This window comes from Shewanella sp. CAL98-MNA-CIBAN-0140, from assembly GCF_040309905.1.
In the GTDB taxonomy this organism is placed as follows: Bacteria; Pseudomonadota; Gammaproteobacteria; order Enterobacterales; family Shewanellaceae; genus Shewanella; species Shewanella psychromarinicola.
The window spans coordinates 25,837-44,917 of record NZ_JBEOPI010000037.1 but is presented as its reverse complement, the minus strand read 5'-3'; the positions used below and the strand labels follow the sequence as shown (position 1 = coordinate 44,917).

The window sequence follows — 19,081 nt, the reverse complement described above, 5'->3', positions numbered from 1 at the left end:
TAAGTGATTTATTACCTTGGCATGCCGATCTAAAAGCTTGATGATATCGGGCTCCACCGCTTAATTGACCGCTTACGTTTTAATAAACCTTGACGGATCCCCTAACCTTAACGTGAATGAAGCCTTGTTAACATTTTTAAATAAAGATGCTCAATTCTGGAATATGGTTTATCACTCATCTCGCTCTATATTCAACCATATGATTGCCGTTAGCGTAATCAAATCTCAACTTAACTTTGCCAGCACCTTAGCTAAGACACTCGATACCGCGGTTTCAAACAAAGTCACAACTTGGCAAACGCCATTCGAATTAACTAATAGCGATTTTGAGAGAGTATTTTCTGGTGAATGGCAGTTTGCTCAAAATGTCAGACAACAAATGTTAATTGAAGTGCAGTCTGATAAGGTAGCTTTTTATGAAAAATGGTTAGCAGATGCTTTGTATAAGCCCACAGACAGTGACAACCTCATGGCTGAGTATATTGTTAGCTTAGTTAAGGAACCGGTTTCAACAACCTCTGAACACACGGTCATAAAACCGGATTACTGCTCTTTCGACAATTATATAAAGCAATTATGGATATCACGTTACAATCCGATTGGTAAACTATTTAACTGCACCGTTTATGAAACAGATTATAAGCAACGTTTAACTAATATAAATAAAGATTTAGAGCAATTGCGAACTAATCTACTTACCGAAAAATCATCTTAATAACATCACATCGACTGATTTTATTTAATACCGTTAGCGACAAAAGAGCACAAATATGCTTTTTTTTGGTTTATAAATCTTTATATAAAGTACTTAATCTGAAATAGAGATAAAAGATGAGAAGGTAATAAAATGAACACGCTTAGCCATATATCGATCTAAACTTGTTGTTTGTTAATAAGACGCAGCCTCTTGTTACTGGTTGCGTTAATAGTAAGTCTTTCAACTCAGTTAGGAAAGGACTGTTTGATAGTCGTTTGTTATCCAAAATTCAGGTTACTTATAGATAATACACTGCAAGCTGCACACCGATTAACGAAAACACACCCGCCAATACATCATCAATCATAATCCCAAAACCACCATGCACTTTGGCATCAAGCCAACGTATAGGCCATGGCTTTATAATGTCAAAAAAGCGAAATAATACAAAACCGAGAGCTAACCATATAAAACCTAAAGGCGCGGCAATCATGGTGATCATCAACCCAACCACTTCATCCCACACAATAGCGCCATGGTCGTGTACACCCATATCTCTAGCCGCTTTCCCACAAATATAGAATCCGGCAAGCATACTAATACAGGTGATGATGAGGTAATTCGTTAAGCTTAACTGCTGCATGAGCAACACTATGGGCACTGCGGCTAAGGTACCAAAGGTACCCGGCGCTTTTGCCGCTTTACCGCTGCCAAAGCCTAATGCCAAAAAATGAATTGGGTGGGCTAAAGACAGTTTTTTAACGAATTTATCTTGGGTTAATAGTCTCATAGTACTCAATTAAAAATGCACAAAGCCACGTGAAATAGGGGTGAATGCTTGCCCATTTTCTACTAGTTTTAATTTATCGCCGGCGCTGATCTGACCAATTTTAACAAACTTCACCCCAGCATGAATTAGCGCGGTATCAATTGCACCGCGTTGTGACTCTGGCACAGTAAATAAAAGTTCGTAGTCTTCACCGCCAGTTAATGCATAACTTAATGCATCTTCACGACTAAGATTGGCTTTAAGTGAGTTTGATAAAGGAATGAGATCCACATCAATGATGGCGCCGACTTTCGATGCCGATAACACATGTCCAATATCAGACATTAAGCCATCAGACAAATCAATAGCGCTTGTGGCTAGAGTGCGTAGTGCTTGACCTGCCAACACACGAGGCGTTGGGTAATAATGGCGGTTAATCAGATATTGTTTATCTTCAGCGTTAACGGTCTTAACACCTCTGATAATATCAAGGCCTAAGGCTGAATCACCTAGGGTTCCCGTCACATAGATCCAGTCTCCTCTTTTTGCACCTGCACGGGTTAATGCTGTACCTTTAGGGACTTGGCCATTAATCGTAATACTGATACTGCGCGGACCACGGGTGGTATCACCACCAATGAGTGCAATACCATAATATTCAGCAATATCAAAAAGGCCGGCACTGAACTGGGCTAACCAAGGTTCATCAACACAGGGTAACGTCAGTGCTAAAGTAAACCAAGCGGGCTCGGCCCCCATTGCGGCAAGATCAGAAAGGTTAACCGCTAGCGATTTATAACCTAAAGCATGAGCTGGAATGTCTGCTAAAAAATGGATATTTTCAACAAGGGTATCACAAGAAATTGCTAAAGATTTCTTGTCCGCAGGATTCACTAACGCACAGTCATCGCCGATGCTTAACTCAACATCGCGCCTTTTTTGACCTTTATTGCGGAAGTAATGTTCGATGAGTTGAAATTCTTTCACATTCAGTCTGGTACGGTAAACCGTCCACCTTAATTTTGAAACAATTAATAACAAATGAAAACGGTATCCGAAGATACCGTTCTGGTGTTACTTATGCTTCACTAACTTATCAAGCAAGCCGTTGACAAATTTGTGACTATCTTCAGCACCAAACGCTTTCGCTAACTCGATACCTTCGTTAATAGCCACTTTAAACGGCACATCTTTACGGAAGGTCAACTCGTAAGTTGCCAGACGCACAATGGCTTTTTCTACTGGTGACACTTCTTCAAAATTACGATCAAGATGTGGCTTTAACAGCTCATCAATTTGCGATATTTTTGATGCTACACCGGTTAATAGCTCACGAAAATAAGCGACATCAACACCGTCAGTGTTCTGTTCAGTTAAAAACTCATGTTCTACGTCAGCAACTTTGTTTTTACTTAACTGCCATGAATAAATGGCTTGAACGGCTAAACGGCGGGCCTTACGGCGCTCTGAAGGTTTCATACTTTTCCTACTATTACAGCTGTTGTTCTAGTTGTTGCAGTACATTAACCATTTCAAGCAAACTAAGGGCAGCTTCGCCACCTTTGTTACCTGCTTTAGTACCTGAACGCTCAATAGCTTGCTCAATGGTATCTGTAGTTAATACACCGAATGAAACAGGAAGATCGTACTCTAATGCAACTTGTGCAAGACCTTTGTTACATTCACCAGCAACAAATTCAAAATGAGGTGTACCGCCACGGATGACAGCACCTAATGCAATGATCCCGTCAAACTTTCCACTTGCAGCAACACGTTTTGCAGCAAGCGGTAATTCAACTGCACCAGGCACTCGAACAACAGTAATGTTGTCGTCACTGACCTGGCCGAAACGCTTTAATGTGTCTATTGCACCGTCAAGCAGACTTTCAACTAAAAAGCTATTGAATCGCGATATTACAATCGCCACTTTGGCATTTTTCGCTTCGATATTACCTTGAACTACGTTCATTCTATCTTACCTAAATTAGCTAAAGCACCCCGCTCGGGGCAAAAAAGAGGCGCTATGATATCACAGCCGAAAGCCCTGAGCGCTATGCAATTAATGAAATTATTAAATTTACCATAAGCCAAAATTATTCAGCTATATAATCCGTTACTTCTAAACCAAAACCTGACAAGGAATGGTAACGCTTTGGCGAACTTAATAAGCGCATTGTACTGACACCTAGACTCGACAGAATTTGCGAGCCGACGCCAACACGACGTGATGTTCCTTGCCACATGGCTCCTGCTGGTGATTGGCCATTATCTTCGGCCTCAAACGCTTTCACTTTTGCCAGAATCTGACTTGAATGCTCAACGTTACCCAGTAACACCAATACGCCACCTTCTAAAGCAATGCGTTGCATGGCTTTTTCTAATGGCCAGCTACGCGTTTGATCTCGCTCAGAATGCAGTAAATCGTTAAAGGTATTTTGCAAATGCACACGCACTAAACAATTAGGCTTCACTTCATCTTTAACCAATGCGTAGTGTAATTGATTATCAATAGTGTCTCTAAATGTCACCATAGTAAAATCACCAAAACGAGTCGGTAGTTTACATTGAGCTTCGCGTACAACCGTGGTTTCGTTGGTGTTACGGTATTCAATTAGGTCTGCAATGGTACCGATTTTAATCCCATGCTTTTGACTGAATATTTCTAAATCAGGACAGCGCGCCATGGTGCCGTCTTCATTTAAAATTTCAACAATCACAGCTGAAGGTTCACAGCCAGCTAAGCGCGCTAAATCGCAACCGGCTTCAGTATGGCCAGCACGCGTCAATACCCCGCCTTCTTGTGCCATTAACGGAAAAATATGCCCAGGTTGTACTAAATCAGAGGCTTTGGCATCTTTGGCAACAGCGACTTGAACGGTCACGGCTCGGTCATGAGCTGAGATCCCGGTTGTGACCCCGGTCGCCGCTTCAATTGATACGGTAAAGTTAGTCGAGAACTGCGCATTGTTGTTGGTGACCATTAAAGGCAAGTTAAGCTGCTGACAACGCTCTTTGGTCATGGTTTGGCAAATTAATCCGCGGCCATAGGTTGCCATGAAATTGATTGCAGCAGGCGTCACTTTATCAGCGGCCATGATCAAATCACCTTCATTCTCTCTGTCTTCATCATCCATCAAGATAACCATCTTACCTTGACGAATATCTTCAATGATTTCTTCTATGTTATGTAGCGCCATTGTCAGACCTTTCTCTATTAAGTTTTTGATTTTAAATAATTAAATCAATTTGCATTTTGTATTTGTTATTTTGAATCATGTATTGTGCATAATCTTTGAGTACAATTTTTTATGCTTGGAGCGATTAGCGCAAAAATCCAGACTTAGCTAATAATTCCATCGTCACACCCGATGACGGCTGTGCTTGGCTAGCATCAGGTTGCATTAAACGCTCTAAATAGCGGGCAATTAAATCCACTTCGATGTTCACGCTGTCACCAACTTTGAGATCCACCAGCGTGGTTTCACCCGCAGTATGAGGCACGATGGTTAATCTAAAACGAGTTCCATCAACTTCATTGACGGTCAAACTAACGCCATCAATGGTGACCGATCCTTTGTGAGCAATGTAGCGACTTAATTGAACCGGTACCGATAACCAAAACTCAAGTGCCTTGCCTCGGTAAGCACATTGCTCAATTTTTGCAATGCCATCAACGTGGCCGCTGACCATGTGTCCACCCAACCTCGTGGTCGCCGTAACGGCTTTTTCAAGATTAACCTTTTGGCCAACTTGATAACGACTAAAACCAGTTAATTCAACTGTTTCAGCCGATATATCCGCAACGTAGCTATCGCCTAAACGCTCAACAACGGTCAAGCACACGCCATTTGTGGCAATGCTATCACCTAGGTTTACATCGGTTAAATCCAACTTGCCGCTGGCAACGGTTAAGCGGATATCGTTACCTTTGCGATCAATTTTACGTAATGTACCAAGGGCTTCGATTATCCCAGTAAACATAATGACTCACTTTTTGCTTTTAAACTTTGCAGTTGTTCAGGTTTTTCTTAAACAACTGCCACATTAATAGGGTTGATTATATCTGAGGATATAACGCTTATCTTGTCCAACGTTGCGCTCATCAATTAATTGCAATGCCGGCGTTTGCTCCATGGCACTGTAATCGGGTAACTGCAACATATTACGTCCATGGCTGCCTAACAGTTTAGGCGCTTGATAAAGCACAATGTCATCGGCGAGGCCTTGAGCGACAAACGCCCCAGCTAAGGTCGCACCCGCTTCGACTAAAACAGAATTAGTATGCTGGCCTAAATACGTTAGCAAAGCTAACAATGGGATCCTGCCCGACGAGTCACATTCTAATTGTAAAAAAGAAACGTGTTGTGGAAAAGCAGCTTTAGCACTTTGGGAATATTGACAGCCAGAAACCAGTAAAATAGGACTTTGAATTGAAAATAACCTTTGTGTTGCCGTCAGTCTCGCTCTGCTGTCTAGCACAACCCTTAAAGGTTGGAAAATTTCATCTTTTGTATGGCGAGTGGTTAACTCACCTAACGCCTCATAGCGCACATTAAGGCTAGGGTCATCGATAAGGATTGTTTCAACGCCTGTGATTAATGCACAGTGGCTGGCACGGTATTTTTGCACATCGGCTCGTGCAGCACTGCCGGTAATCCACTTTGACACCCCATTAGACAGGGCGGTTTTACCGTCTAAACTGGCGGCTATTTTAACCGTGACCCAAGGAAGCCTAGTTTTCATGCGCTTCATAAAGCCTAGATTGAGATCATAAGCTTGTTGGCTGAGTAGTCCTACATCGACCTTAATTCCAGCCTCACGTAACATGGTGATACCGCGGCCTGACACTTCTGGGTTCGCATCGGTCACAGCAACAACGACTCGCGCAACCTTGGCGTTAATTAACCCTGAAGCGCAAGGTGGCGTACGACCATAATGACTGCAAGGTTCTAAGGTTACATAGGCGGTGGCGCCTTGAGCGCTATGACCATTATCAAGCACCATTTTCAGCGCATTGACTTCAGCGTGGCCTTCGCCAGCACGCTGATGGAAACCCTCACCGATAATCTTATTCTGATAGACAATGACACAACCAACACAGGGGTTGGGCCTAGTGGTATAACGGCCTTTCTCGGCAAGCGCTATAGCACGGCTCATCATTTGGGTGTCAAAAGTAGGCCCGTTGGACATGATAGATAATCTCTTATTGCTTAGATGCCATGATAACCGTTAAAAACGGTCATTACACAGCATTACTTTTGCAACTTAGCAATGGCCTCGCCAAATTGTGACACATCTTCAAACGCACGATAAACAGAGGCGAAACGAATGTAAGCCACCTTATCAAGGTTCATCAACTGTTCCATCATAAGATTACCAATCATTTCCGAATCCACTTCGCGCTCACCAGTCGCGCGCAGCATTGATTTAATTTTTGTCAACGCTTGATCAATGTCATCAATAGAAACCGGACGTTTTTCAACGGCACGCAACATGCCGCCGCGCAGTTTCTCTTCATCAAATGGTTGTCGGGTGCCATCGCGTTTTATCACTCTAGGCATGACTAATTCAGCGCCTTCAAAGGTGGTAAAACGTTCATGACATTCGGTACATTCCCGGCGACGACGGACTTGGTGACCATCAGCCACTAATCGAGAATCTATCACTTTGGTATCGGTCGCGCTACAAAAAGGGCAATGCATTAGGACTCCTGCAGAAAAAATGGCCGCTAGCAATTAGCGGCCATTAAAGTTTATCCTATTTGGTGAACAAGGTTAACCTAAACCTGTATCAACAGACATCCAAATACGATTAACCGTATACAGGGAATCGAGCACACAAGGTCAATACTTGACCTTTTACGCGCTCAATAACCGCTGTATTAGATGCATCATCAAGAATGTCACAAATCCAACCGGTCAATTCTTTCGCTTCAGCTTCTTTAAAGCCGCGACGAGTAATGGCTGGTGTACCAATACGAACACCAGAGGTCACAAACGGTGAACGAGGGTCGTTAGGCACTGAATTTTTGTTAACGGTAATGTTGGCACTGCCTAAGGCTGCGTCGGCTTCTTTACCGGTTAAATCGCGGCCAATTAAGTCAACCAACATTAAATGGTTTTCAGTACCGCCAGAAACGATTTTGTAACCGCGGGCTAAAAACACTTCAACCATGGCTTTGGCATTTTTAACAACTTGCTGTTGGTATACTTTAAATTCTGGCTCTAGTGCTTCTTTAAATGCGACCGCTTTACCTGCGATAACATGCATTAAAGGACCCCCCTGACCACCAGGGAATACTGCTGAGTTTAGTTTTTTATATAAAACTTCATCATCGGCTGCAGAAATAATAATCCCGCCGCGTGGGCCGGCCAATGTTTTATGGGTTGTTGACGTTATTACATGAGCATAAGGCACTGGCGTTGGATAAACACCTGCGGCAATTAAGCCTGCCACGTGGGCCATATCAACAAACAAATAAGCACCAATTTTGTCGGCAATCTCGCGCATTCTAGCCCAGTCAACAATACCTGAAAAAGCCGAAAAACCGCCGATCATCATTTTAGGCTTATGTTCAATGGCTAAACGCTCCATTTCGTCATAATCAATTTTGCCAGACTCATCGATACCGTAGGGAATGATGTTGTAAAGCTTGCCAGAAAAATTAACCGGTGAACCGTGGGTCAAATGACCACCATGAGCAAGGTTCATCCCTAAAACGGTATCGCCTGGCTGCAATAACGCCATAAATACAGCACTGTTTGCTTGCGAACCGGAATGAGGCTGTACGTTCGCATATGTTGCACCAAATAATTCTTTTGCGCGTTCAATCGCTAATGTTTCAATCACATCAACGTATTCGCACCCACCATAGTAACGCTTACCTGGATAACCTTCAGCATACTTGTTGGTTAACTGAGAACCTTGGGCTTCCATCACACGAGGACTGGTATAGTTTTCAGATGCAATCAATTCAATGTGTTCTTCTTGACGACAAGTTTCATCTTCAATGGCTTTAAATAATTCTGGATCATAATCCGCAATATTCATCGCTTTCTTCAACATGCTAGCTCCAACATCATTATCTGTATAGTAGGGTTGCGCGTTATTCTACCCTGCAACGATGATGATTCACAGTAGAAACAACATGAAATTCACTGTGTTCTGAATACAAAACTATTCATGTTTATGGCACCAAGTGGCCAGATCCTTCATTCTTTTTGACCTAAAAAGCGCTGTGGATTAAATCACACAATTGCCTGTTGAGTTCAGCTCATAATACAGTAGAATTATCATCATCTTTGTTGACAATTAGACAGTATAATTATGGCTCAATTTGTATACAGCATGCTTCGTGTGGGTAAAATTGTCCCACCTAAAAAGCAAATTTTGAAAGACATTTCATTAAGCTTCTTTCCTGGCGCCAAAATTGGTGTACTCGGATTAAACGGTTCAGGTAAATCGACATTGCTGCGCATCATGGCCGGTATAGATACCGAAATTGAAGGTGAAGCGCGTCCAATGCCTGGACTAAAAATTGGTTATTTACCGCAAGAGCCGCGCTTAAACGAGCAACAAACGGTTCGCGAGGCCGTCGAAGAAGCCCTGAGTGAAGCCAAAAATGCATTGATCCGTTTAGATGCTGTTTACGCCGCTTATGCTGAACCCGATGCAGATTTTGATGCCCTAGCCAAAGAACAAGGTGAGTTAGAAGCCATCATCCAATCTCAAGATGCACACAATCTTGATCATATTCTAGACCGTGCAGCAAACGCGTTACGTCTGCCCGATTGGGATGAAAAAATTGCTGTACTGTCCGGTGGTGAACGTCGACGGGTAGCCCTTTGTCGCTTGCTACTTGAAAAGCCTGAAATGCTATTACTCGACGAACCGACAAACCACTTGGATGCTGAATCCGTCGCATGGTTAGAGCACTTTTTACAAGAGTATTCTGGCACCGTAGTCGCTATTACCCATGACCGCTATTTCTTAGACAATGCAGCAGGCTGGATTTTAGAACTCGACCGTGGTGAAGGGATCCCCTGGGAAGGTAACTACTCCTCATGGCTTGAGCAGAAAGATGCCCGTTTGCAACAAGAATCTTCAACACAAAGTGCTCGTCAAAAAACTATCGCAAAAGAATTAGAATGGATACGTCAAGGTGCGAAAGGCCGCCAATCTAAGGGCAAAGCCCGTATGGCGCGTTTTGAAGAACTCAACACTAACGATTACCAAAAACGTAACGAGACCAACGAATTGTTTATTCCACCAGGGCCACGCCTCGGTGATAAAGTGATTGAAGTGACTAACTTAACAAAATCCTATGGTGATCGCGTATTGATTGACGATCTTACCTTTACCGTTCCCAAGGGCGCCATTGTGGGGATTATCGGAGCTAACGGTGCGGGTAAGTCGACGTTATTCAAAATGATCTCAGGCGAAGAACAACCAGACAGTGGCTCAATTTCTGTGGGTGACTCAGTTCAAATTGCTTCTGTTGAGCAGTTCCGTGATTCAATGAATGATAAAAATACCGTGTGGCAAGAGATTTCTGGCGGCCACGATATTATGCGGATCAATAATACTGAAATTTCGAGCCGTGCTTATGTCGGACGTTTTAACTTCCGTGGTGGCGATCAGCAAAAAATTATCGGCACCTTATCGGGTGGCGAGCGCAACCGAGTCCACTTAGCCAAATTAATACAAGCCGGTGGCAACGTATTATTACTCGACGAACCTACCAACGACTTGGACGTAGAAACATTACGCGCCCTAGAAGAAGCGTTATTAGAGTTTCCCGGTTGTGCGATGGTTATTTCACATGACCGTTGGTTCCTTGACCGTATCGCTACCCATATTCTGGATTACCGAGACGAAGGTAAAGTGAGTTTCTATGAAGGTAACTATACTGAGTATTCAACTTGGTTAAAAGATAGCTTAGGCGCCGATGTAGTAGAACCGCATCGATTAAAATATAAGCGGTTAAATAAGTAATCTCAGCTAAGGATAGTAAAAGGCTATCAAACAGGCCTTTGCCCCGCTAACGATGTTACTCAATAAAGCAGAGCCTTAGCGCTCTGCTTTATTGTATTTGAGCGTATTGAATGATTATTCTCAGATTAAACGATAAAAATATCAACCTATACCAACATTTTGCCAATTCATTGTGGGCAATACACCATAATCTGTTTATAAAGCGAAAAATCACTTCCGCATTATAAATTACCAAGCTTTTTTTACTTTTTACTGATTAAATTCAGTTTATTACCTAGCTTTAACGATTCCAGCTTGTAAGCCAGTTTAACGGTGATATCAGTGAGATACGGTTCAATTTACCGTGTTTTATTGTACCAACTCATTTTCGGCAATCGAAGTCATTACCTCGGCAGAAAAGCAGAGCCTCAATAAAATTGAACATCAATACAATATCGATATCCTGCTCATCACGGTTAACGGCAAATTTTCACCATTTAATAGAAAAGCCGATGACATTGACGTGCGGAAAAAAGCAATTATTTTAGAACGACAACGATATAACGAATTCATTGCACTATTTACCTAAGGTTATTAGGGCTAATACGGCGATAGCCGAAACCGATAAAAAAATTGAAAAGTCTGTTTCTTTAATCGATGAATTAACTCAAAAACCACAACAAGACGGCAAACATCTTGAAACTGAAAAAGTAGTCATATTAACTGAATATGAGGCGATAAATAAAAAAACGTGCCACTAAAATTCAGCCATTAGTTACACTCAAAAAAGATATTACTAATCATTTAATTACCGATTTATCGAAATCAAGTCGCACACAGCCAGTCGTTTAAATAGTTCGATTCAGTGTTCAACATCCCCCTCTATCGCAGATTGATTGAAAGAGTCCAAAAGCAGCATTTTATCCAATACCGCTAATGGTCTTTACCGCATCTGGCAGTGAAAACCGTATTGCGGTAGCAACTGTGATATTCTTCAATATGGCATTGGCGACGTTGTCACTCTATTGGTGATCCCCGCAATGTACCGACTCATCTCTTCGTCAACTCACTCACTAGGGTTAGTTGAAGCACAACTTAATGACGCCATTGCCGCTCAAAAAGCGCAACAGCCTTAACCTTCACAGGTGTAATAATGACAACCCTTGCCGTATTCGTAGATGTGCAAAATATTTATTACACCTGTAAGCAAGGTTTTGGGCGTTCATTTAATTACCGCGCCTTGTATAAACGTTTATCCGCACAAGGCAATATTAGCCATGCTATCGCCTATGCGATTGCTCCGGCAGATGACGGACAGGTTAAATTTCAAGATGCACTAAAACATATTGGCTTTACGGTTAAAACTAAGCCTTATATTCAGCGTAGTGATGGCTCAGCCAAGGGAGATTGGGATGTCGGTATTACTATCGATATGCTTGAGATAGCCCCCATGGTAGATGAAGTTATTTTACTGTCTGGTGATGGTGATTTTGATTTGTTACTCAAAAAAATCAACCAAACGACCACATGCTACACCCATGTAGTAAGTGTTGAGCGCCTTACCGCAAAGTCGCTAACCGACCAATGTCAGCAATTTACCGCCATTGATAACACATTATTGATTTAGCCATTTACGCCATTACTTTATTTCGCATACGCTTTATCGACACTCTTTTACAATAGCTAATCCTGATGAGTGTCTATTAGCGGTTAAATCAATAATCGCTCTAGATAAGCGATTTAATGGTTTGTCTTTGCAAAAATGAAACCGCGACCGCATAGGGTTAGGGTTGTTATTGATGTCGCTTGTCAGTCAACAATTTCAAATCGATAAAGCTTTTCTCTACGCTATGCTAGCCAAAGAAATCAGTAACATTATGTAAAAAAAGAGCAACGGCTCGGCTTGTAACAAAAGTGATAGCGTCACGTTTTAATATAAAGGCATTACTCAAATGCTTAATGCTTAATGCTTAATGCTTAATGCTTAATGCTTAATGCTTGTCATTGTGTGCTTATAAGACACTTCGTGATGCAATACCAACTGTCGGATTAAGTAAATTATCCTGCCCAGGACAACGATAACAGACACGATCTAAAAATATGTTTTTTTGCTGTTAAGCTAAGTCGGCATCAATGCTGACATTATATCTTTGTGCTTAAAGCCCACCGGATCGTCAGTGGGTTTACTCAATAGACCACCTCTATTCATCACGGCATTCATCTGCACATTAAACTGAAATAACTTAATCCCATCTCCTGAGCCATCATTTTGGCTATGGCTGATATATCCCCAAACCACTTCAACATACTCGTTTCAGCGCTCCCGAAGAACAAGGCCTAAAGGCTAGGACGCTGCGTGGCTAGAACCTATAAAATCTTAGCAGCCAAGCGACACTTGAGCCTAACAAACCGAAGGTCGCTCTAGCAGCCATAGGGGCTCTTTAATTTGCACGGTGACTTTCCAGCTTTCGCCCGTGATGGTATTTATTTCAATCATTTACCAGCCAAAATCGACGCCTTAACAAACTAACTTGATGACTAACACTATGGCTAGCCTATTGATCTATTAGCAAAACAATCAATTAGTTAATATTAATATTACTCTTTTCCGTTACCCTTATTATGACCATTAATCTATCACTGAGTCAGTTTGTAGGCATTAGCAGTAATCATATTCTAGCGGCTATTGATTGGCGATATTCGCAACAGAGGAAATATCACTTTAATAGTAAAGGTGCTATTATCCGCTTGGCGCAACAGGAACATTTAATAAAGGATTATATGTCGTTAATAGGTTACCCAAACGTCCTGCTTGGTTACATTCTAACTGGCAAAGTGTGGCGTATATTTGCTCAGGTTACTTTACTTGCACTTGTAAGCGCTTGCGTTATCGTCACCCCTAAAATGGCAGTGGCAGAATCACTAAGAATCACGTTAGCAGCAGAAGATAGTTGGCCCCCGTTTGCTGATGAAGTCGGCAGAGGTATTTCCCACAACATTATCAACCATGCTTTTGAGCAAGTTGATGTTGAGGTTTCCACAATTGTCGTACCTTACTCTCGGGGTCTGATTATGACCGAACGCGGCACTGTTGATGGCGTCTTTAATGTCACCCGTGAGCAGAGCACTATTGATCGCTTTGTATTTGGTAATGAACCTCTTTTTACCGTAACGGCTTCTTTTTTCTTTGCCAAAGAATACCCTAACATTGTGAATAATAAATGGCAGATCCCAACACAGAGCACGATTGGTATTGTGGATGGTTATGAATACGGAGATGAATTTATGACACTTGTAGAGAAACTGAAACTACACGTTATTACCGTTAATAGTCAGCGCCAATTGATCAATTTGCTATTAGTGGGCAGAATTGATACTGCGATTATGTATGATCTTGTCGCTGATGTTTACATCAACCAGATGGGTGTTAGCCGTGATATAAAAGCAAAATTTAACAATCATACCAGTGAAATATTTGTCGCGTTTTCTAAACATAATCCACAAGCAAAGCACCTTAGCCAATTACTCGATAAAGGACTGCTCACGTTACAAAAACAAGGCAAGTATCATCAACTGCTTCTGCCCTCAAATAATTAACCACAATACAATGAATAACATAAGGTCATAGTGTAATGAGCCATGTCTCTGTAGAGCCCAAATACAGTCCAGTTCACTCTTTTGCGGTACAAATTTATTATGAAGACACCGACTTTTCTGGTGTGGTGTACCATCCTAATTTTTTAAAGTATTTCGAACGCGCACGTGAACATGTCATTGGTGCGGATGTGCTTAGTCAACTTTGGCAGCAACAACAATTAGGTTTTGCTGTTTATCGCAGCGATATGTTATGTCACGATGGGGTTGAATTTGCAGAAATTATTGATGTTCGTACTCAATTTTATTTTGAAAGTAAGTATCGTACAGTGTGGAAACAGCAAATATGGCGTCCCAATGCCAAAAAGCCTGCGGTAACGGCAACCGTTGAAATGGTCTGCATGAACCAGAAGCGTCAACTTGCGCCTATGCCTGCAGAATTAATCGCCCATTTATCGGTGGGATCTTAGTCTTAGCATGGTCACCTAAAACGTTTCAATGTCGCCTTAAAGACCATTATGTTATGGGTGTTTAATTTGCGGATGATTAAGTTGCGAATGATTAAGTTGCGAGTAATTAAGTTGCGGATAAATGTGTTCAAACTCACTGGCAGTGAAAGGTTTCGCAAAGTAATCACCTTGAATCGTATCCACCCCAAAAAGATGTAACGTCTCTAAGACTGACTTAGATTCCACCCCTTCAACCGTCACTTCAAAACCTAAATTTTTAGCGAGATCGATACTGGTCTTAACAATTTGTTTCGCGGCTTTGGACGTTTCAAATTCATCTAAAAAGGCTTTATCAATTTTCACTTCATCTACGGGTAAATGACGTAAATAAGCCAAAGAAGAATGGCCGGTACCAAAGTCATCAATGGCCAATTTAACCCCGATATCTCGCAATTGATTTAAGGTCATAATAGTTTGTTCTAGTGATATCATTAAGGCGCTTTCGGTGATTTCAATCGTAATGGATTCGGCAGGAACCAGATACTGGGATAGTTTTGTGCCGACATCGACTGCCAAATTGGGATTATCTAAATCAGTTGATGACAAATTAAGCGCAACATTAACGTAAATCCCCATATTTCGCCATTTGGCTTGTTGAGCTAACACGTTATCCAGCACCCAAGGACTCAGAATATCAATCATTCCGGTTTGTTCCGCTAATGGAATAAATTCACTCGGTGAAATTAGTCCTAAGCTTTCATGCTGCCAACGGATCAATGCTTCTACCTGCTTACATTGGCCACTTTTTATATCTAATTTTGGTTGAAAAACCATAAATAATTGATCTTGCTTTAATCCTTTAGGCAAGCCATTAATGATTAGCAATTCTCGGTATTGCGCTTTATCATCATCCTGATCATAAAAAGCAATCGGCTGCTTTAATGCTTTGGCTTTCTTCAGGGCTAAATCTAAGCGGCGAAGCATCAAACTCACATCCGCATGATGTTCACTTAATGACAACACCCCTAATTGCATTTTGATACTGATGGGCTGCTGTTCAATTTCAAATGGTCTTTGTAAGTCATTTTTTATGGTGAGCAACTGCTCGATAGTCAAGGGTTGGTGATAAAACAACAGAAACTCATTACCGTTCATCCGCGCAATAAACTGTGCTTTGCAATTAAGGCTATCGATCCGCTTTGCAAATGCTTTAAGCAGTTTGTCACCAAATAAAAAACCAAATAAATCATTCACAAAACGAAATTGGTGAATATCCACCAGCACCAGCATGCCTTCTGAAATCGGCATTCTAGCCAGCATTTTTCGTTTAAAACCGACACGATTGGCTAATCCGGTTAACTTATCCCGTTCGGTAATAAACAGGCTTGATTGATGTAAATCATGAAGAACGTTAATGAGCGGTTTTAACGATTTAGAAGAAGAGTCTATATTAAATGAATCTTGGTTAAGCAACCTGAGTTCAAGCGAGTGAGTTAATCGCTGAATAAATCGATGTTGGCGCCAATAAATAAATGCAACAATGCACAGCATAACTGCAATAATAAATAACATTGTTATCAGTAAATAATTCATCATGTTACAGTTTCAGTCTTGTGGTTTTTAGACATTAAACAGCATTGTATTTGGATAGTGTTCATTCTGGTATTGGCTCAAAGAGTAATATCCATAAAAAATATCCATTAATAATGGCTATTCGTAGCTTTGCTTAATTGAATGATACATCTCAATAAATTCATCACTGGCTAGATCTTCTGGTGTCACAGGTAACCCGCGCTCGGCAAACACCCCTAACCTTCCCTCTAAGTCTTCACCGGCACGAAGTTCACCCGTGTAGAATGCTGCGGATCGAATAAAATCAAGGTAAGTGACCGTGTTAGGCAGGTAGTGAAGATCAGACCAACGTTCAACCACTTCCATTACCTCTGGGGCAAAGTCCCATGTTTTTAATACAGCACGGCCAATCGGCCCCTGCATTTTACGCACTAAACTGCGTAAATCGTCAATTCGACTAAACAGTTCAGGTTGAGCTTCTGCTTCGGTTAATACCGGTAATGCACCAATATTATGCACTAAGCCCGCAAGGGTTAACGTATCACGATTTAATTTTTTAGTGGGATGACGCTTATTATACATTTCGAGCATGGCACAGGATGAAGCGGTGACCTCAATCGAGGTTTTCCATACTTCATCCATGACTTCCCACACCATTTCGTTAGTGGAGATAAATAACTGCTCCATGGCAACAGAAGTGGTAATAGATTTTATTTGCACTAAGCCAATACGGCTAACCGCAGCATTGATACTTTCCGCTTTGTTACCCCGTGAATACAAGGCACTGTTAGCCACTTTAATAATTCGAGCTGAGATAGCGGCATCTTGACCAATAATATCTGCGACTTGTTTAAGACTTGAATCTTGACGAGACACGACTTCTTGAACGCGCATGGCCACTTCTGGCAATGTCGGTAGCACTAAAGCATCATCTTTAAGCTTCTTTAATAGTCCAACCAAGAGTTGATGTTCCGTCGACATGGAGTCTCCATAAATATATAGTCAATAATGTTGTGATTATATACCCAAACCGATAACGTTTGCGATTACTCAACAAGCTAGAACTTAATTAATTGTCCACTGTTGTGCCAATTAATCGCTTAAATATTGCCTTTGTCATACTAAAAAGACAACCGACATCACAAATACCAAGGCTATATTTGTCCGCGCTAATATCCTTAAGTAAGCTTCCGACCTTGAGTTATGCAATATCCCATTAGGTCGAGAAAAACCATGTTTAAACCTGAATTATTATCTCCCGCTGGTACGCTTAAAAATATGCGTTACGCCTTTGCTTATGGTGCCGATGCCGTTTACGCAGGCCAACCTCGTTATAGCTTACGAGTCAGAAATAATGATTTCAAAATGGAAACGCTCGCCACCGGTATAGAAGAGGCTCATGCCCTTGGCAAAAAATTGTATGTTGTGAGTAATATTGCACCTCACAATGCCAAGCTAAAAACCTATATTAAAGACATGCAACCTGTCATTGCGATGAAGCCTGACGCCGTTATTATGTCAGACCCAGGGCTCATCATGATGGTCCGCGAGGCCTTTCCTGAGCAAGTGATTCACTTATCGGTTCAAGCTAACGCGATTAACTGGGCGTCAGTTAAATTCTGGCAACAGCAAGGCATTAAACGGGTCATTTTGTCTCGTGAATTGTCACTGGATGAAATTGAAGAAATTCGTCAACGTTGTCCCGATATTGAATTAGAAGTATTTGTTCACGGTGCACTTTGCATGGCGTATTCTGGCCGTTGTTTACTCTCTGGTTACATGAATAAACGCGACCCAAACCAAGGAACCTGTACTAATTCCTGTCGATGGAAATACGATGTGCACCAAGCACAGCAAACTGAGACCGGTGATATCATCCCTGTCGCCCCCACGGTACAGTTTGAATCGCCAACATTAGGTTCTGGCCAACCCAGTAGCGACATTGTCCTATTGCAAGAAGCCGGTCGACCTGGCGAGTATATGCCAGCGTTTGAAGATGAGCATGGCACCTACATCATGAACTCAAAAGATTTACGCGCTATTCAACATGTGGATCGCTTAACCCGAATGGGCGTGGATTCATTAAAAATTGAAGGCCGTACCAAATCTTTTTACTATGTCGCGCGCACGGCGCAATTATACCGCCAAGCCATTGAAGATGCGGCTGCTGGCAAAGATTTTGATCGAACCTTGATGAGCAACCTTGAAGGCTTAGCGCATCGCGGTTATACCGAAGGATTTTTACGTCGCCATGTCCATGACGAATATCAAAATTACCAATATGGTCACTCTGTCAGTGATAGCCAGCAATTTGTCGGTGAGTTTACCGGGCAACGAAATGCTCAAGGATTAGCTGAAATTGACGTTAAAAATAAATTTTCCGTCGGTGACAGTGTTGAAGTAATGACAACCGAAGGTAATTTTGTTATCACTATTGAATCGTTACTTAATCGCAAAGGCGAGTCAATCGATTCCGCGTTAGGCTCGGGGCACTTCGTGTTTCTAGCGCTGCCAGTGGATATTAATGTAAACAAAGCGATGTTAATGCGTAACCTACCTGAAGGGTTAGATACGCGAAACCCTCATCAACCCGGTTAACTTAAGGTTTTTATGGCATTAATCATTGACGATAGCTGCATCAATTGTGACATGTGCGAACCCGAATGCCCTAATGAGGCGATCACTATGGGTGAAGAGGTGTATGAAATTGATCCCGCATTGTGCACTGAATGCGTCGGGCATTACGACAAGCCGACTTGTGTATCGGTTTGTCCCATTGATTGTATTGATCCCGACCCAGAACATATAGAGTCACAAGATGCGCTATTAATAAAATACGCAGCAATCACGGGCAAACTGGCAGATTAACACCGGCAAGGACTATGTTGAACCTATGCCACCGACAGTCATTACCTTTAACGAAACGACTGTACATTCAACAATAGAGAGCGCTGCGCCATAAATAAAGACCTCTCTAACAGATAATGACCAATGCTATTGGATGATCTAGGCAACCCATGTCAAAGA

The 19,081-nt window shown here is 41.9% G+C and carries 19 protein-coding genes and 1 pseudogene; 9 read left to right on the top strand and 11 right to left on the bottom strand.

The window, feature by feature from the left end:
* Positions 1-112: 112 nt before the first annotated feature.
* On the top strand, positions 113-715 hold the full coding sequence (locus AAEY93_RS16730) for a hypothetical protein (protein ID WP_351078480.1): 603 nt from the start codon (positions 113-115) through the stop codon (positions 713-715).
* 280 nt (positions 716-995) lie between these two features.
* Here the strand turns inward: AAEY93_RS16730 and AAEY93_RS16725 are convergent, their stop codons facing one another.
* From AAEY93_RS16725 to glyA, 9 genes are all read right to left on the bottom strand, one after another.
* Entirely contained in the window at positions 996-1,487 is a 492-nt protein-coding gene (locus AAEY93_RS16725) for a phosphatidylglycerophosphatase A family protein (RefSeq protein ID WP_124012044.1), read from the bottom strand.
* A 9-nt stretch (positions 1,488-1,496) separates the two neighbouring features.
* Positions 1,497-2,453 carry a thiamine-phosphate kinase gene (gene thiL / locus AAEY93_RS16720; RefSeq protein ID WP_124012045.1) on the bottom strand — a complete coding sequence of 319 codons (957 nt, stop codon included), beginning with the start codon at positions 2,451-2,453 and terminating at the stop codon, positions 1,497-1,499.
* An 87-nt stretch (positions 2,454-2,540) separates the two neighbouring features.
* Positions 2,541-2,945 (bottom strand): transcription antitermination factor NusB, encoded by a 405-nt coding sequence (gene nusB / locus AAEY93_RS16715; protein ID WP_101032472.1) that lies wholly within the window; start codon positions 2,943-2,945, stop codon positions 2,541-2,543.
* 13 nt (positions 2,946-2,958) lie between these two features.
* Positions 2,959-3,435, bottom strand: a complete 477-nt coding sequence (gene ribH, locus AAEY93_RS16710) for a 6,7-dimethyl-8-ribityllumazine synthase (protein WP_011636512.1) — start codon at positions 3,433-3,435, stop codon at positions 2,959-2,961.
* A 124-nt stretch (positions 3,436-3,559) separates the two neighbouring features.
* Entirely contained in the window at positions 3,560-4,663 is a 1,104-nt protein-coding gene (gene ribBA, locus AAEY93_RS16705; RefSeq protein WP_101032473.1) for a bifunctional 3,4-dihydroxy-2-butanone-4-phosphate synthase/GTP cyclohydrolase II, read from the bottom strand.
* Between the two features lie 124 nt (positions 4,664-4,787).
* Positions 4,788-5,447 (bottom strand): riboflavin synthase, encoded by a 660-nt coding sequence (locus AAEY93_RS16700; protein WP_124012046.1) that lies wholly within the window; start codon positions 5,445-5,447, stop codon positions 4,788-4,790.
* 63 nt (positions 5,448-5,510) lie between these two features.
* Positions 5,511-6,656, bottom strand: coding sequence for a bifunctional diaminohydroxyphosphoribosylaminopyrimidine deaminase/5-amino-6-(5-phosphoribosylamino)uracil reductase RibD (gene ribD / locus AAEY93_RS16695; protein WP_124012047.1), 1,146 nt, complete (start codon positions 6,654-6,656; stop codon positions 5,511-5,513).
* Between the two features lie 62 nt (positions 6,657-6,718).
* Complete coding sequence (gene nrdR, locus AAEY93_RS16690; protein ID WP_101032476.1) at positions 6,719-7,168, bottom strand: transcriptional regulator NrdR; 450 nt, start codon at positions 7,166-7,168, stop codon at positions 6,719-6,721.
* A gap of 109 nt (positions 7,169-7,277) precedes the next feature.
* Positions 7,278-8,531 carry a serine hydroxymethyltransferase gene (gene glyA / locus AAEY93_RS16685; RefSeq protein WP_101032477.1) on the bottom strand — a complete coding sequence of 418 codons (1,254 nt, stop codon included), beginning with the start codon at positions 8,529-8,531 and terminating at the stop codon, positions 7,278-7,280.
* A 261-nt stretch (positions 8,532-8,792) separates the two neighbouring features.
* On the opposite strand from glyA, the gene ettA reads away from it, so the two are divergent.
* From ettA to AAEY93_RS16655, 6 genes and pseudogenes are all read left to right on the top strand, one after another.
* A complete protein-coding gene (gene ettA / locus AAEY93_RS16680) occupies positions 8,793-10,460 on the top strand; it encodes an energy-dependent translational throttle protein EttA (RefSeq protein ID WP_351078473.1) in 1,668 nt (555 codons plus the stop codon).
* 343 nt (positions 10,461-10,803) lie between these two features.
* Positions 10,804-11,028: a hypothetical protein gene (locus tag AAEY93_RS16675; RefSeq protein ID WP_351078470.1), complete on the top strand. Its 225-nt coding sequence runs from the start codon at positions 10,804-10,806 to the stop codon at positions 11,026-11,028.
* A 338-nt stretch (positions 11,029-11,366) separates the two neighbouring features.
* Positions 11,367-11,575: pseudogene (locus AAEY93_RS16670) on the top strand (hypothetical protein); the annotation flags it as partial.
* A gap of 17 nt (positions 11,576-11,592) precedes the next feature.
* On the top strand, positions 11,593-12,066 hold the full coding sequence (locus AAEY93_RS16665) for a LabA-like NYN domain-containing protein (RefSeq protein ID WP_101032479.1): 474 nt from the start codon (positions 11,593-11,595) through the stop codon (positions 12,064-12,066).
* Between the two features lie 1,154 nt (positions 12,067-13,220).
* Positions 13,221-14,036, top strand: a complete 816-nt coding sequence (locus AAEY93_RS16660; protein ID WP_351078467.1) for a substrate-binding periplasmic protein — start codon at positions 13,221-13,223, stop codon at positions 14,034-14,036.
* A 35-nt stretch (positions 14,037-14,071) separates the two neighbouring features.
* On the top strand, positions 14,072-14,503 hold the full coding sequence (locus AAEY93_RS16655; RefSeq protein WP_101032480.1) for an acyl-CoA thioesterase: 432 nt from the start codon (positions 14,072-14,074) through the stop codon (positions 14,501-14,503).
* A 51-nt stretch (positions 14,504-14,554) separates the two neighbouring features.
* On the opposite strand, the gene AAEY93_RS16650 is transcribed toward AAEY93_RS16655, so the two are convergent.
* Together AAEY93_RS16650 and AAEY93_RS16645 are read right to left on the bottom strand one after the other, a co-directional pair.
* Positions 14,555-16,054, bottom strand: coding sequence for a putative bifunctional diguanylate cyclase/phosphodiesterase (locus AAEY93_RS16650; RefSeq protein WP_351078464.1), 1,500 nt, complete (start codon positions 16,052-16,054; stop codon positions 14,555-14,557).
* A gap of 138 nt (positions 16,055-16,192) precedes the next feature.
* Positions 16,193-17,035, bottom strand: coding sequence for an HDOD domain-containing protein (locus AAEY93_RS16645; RefSeq protein ID WP_101032481.1), 843 nt, complete (start codon positions 17,033-17,035; stop codon positions 16,193-16,195).
* A gap of 252 nt (positions 17,036-17,287) precedes the next feature.
* On the opposite strand from AAEY93_RS16645, the gene trhP reads away from it, so the two are divergent.
* Together trhP and AAEY93_RS16635 are read left to right on the top strand one after the other, a co-directional pair.
* On the top strand, positions 17,288-18,652 hold the full coding sequence (gene trhP / locus AAEY93_RS16640) for a prephenate-dependent tRNA uridine(34) hydroxylase TrhP (protein WP_101032482.1): 1,365 nt from the start codon (positions 17,288-17,290) through the stop codon (positions 18,650-18,652).
* A gap of 12 nt (positions 18,653-18,664) precedes the next feature.
* Positions 18,665-18,922 (top strand): YfhL family 4Fe-4S dicluster ferredoxin, encoded by a 258-nt coding sequence (locus AAEY93_RS16635; protein ID WP_124012052.1) that lies wholly within the window; start codon positions 18,665-18,667, stop codon positions 18,920-18,922.
* The last annotated feature ends 159 nt before the right edge of the window (positions 18,923-19,081 follow it).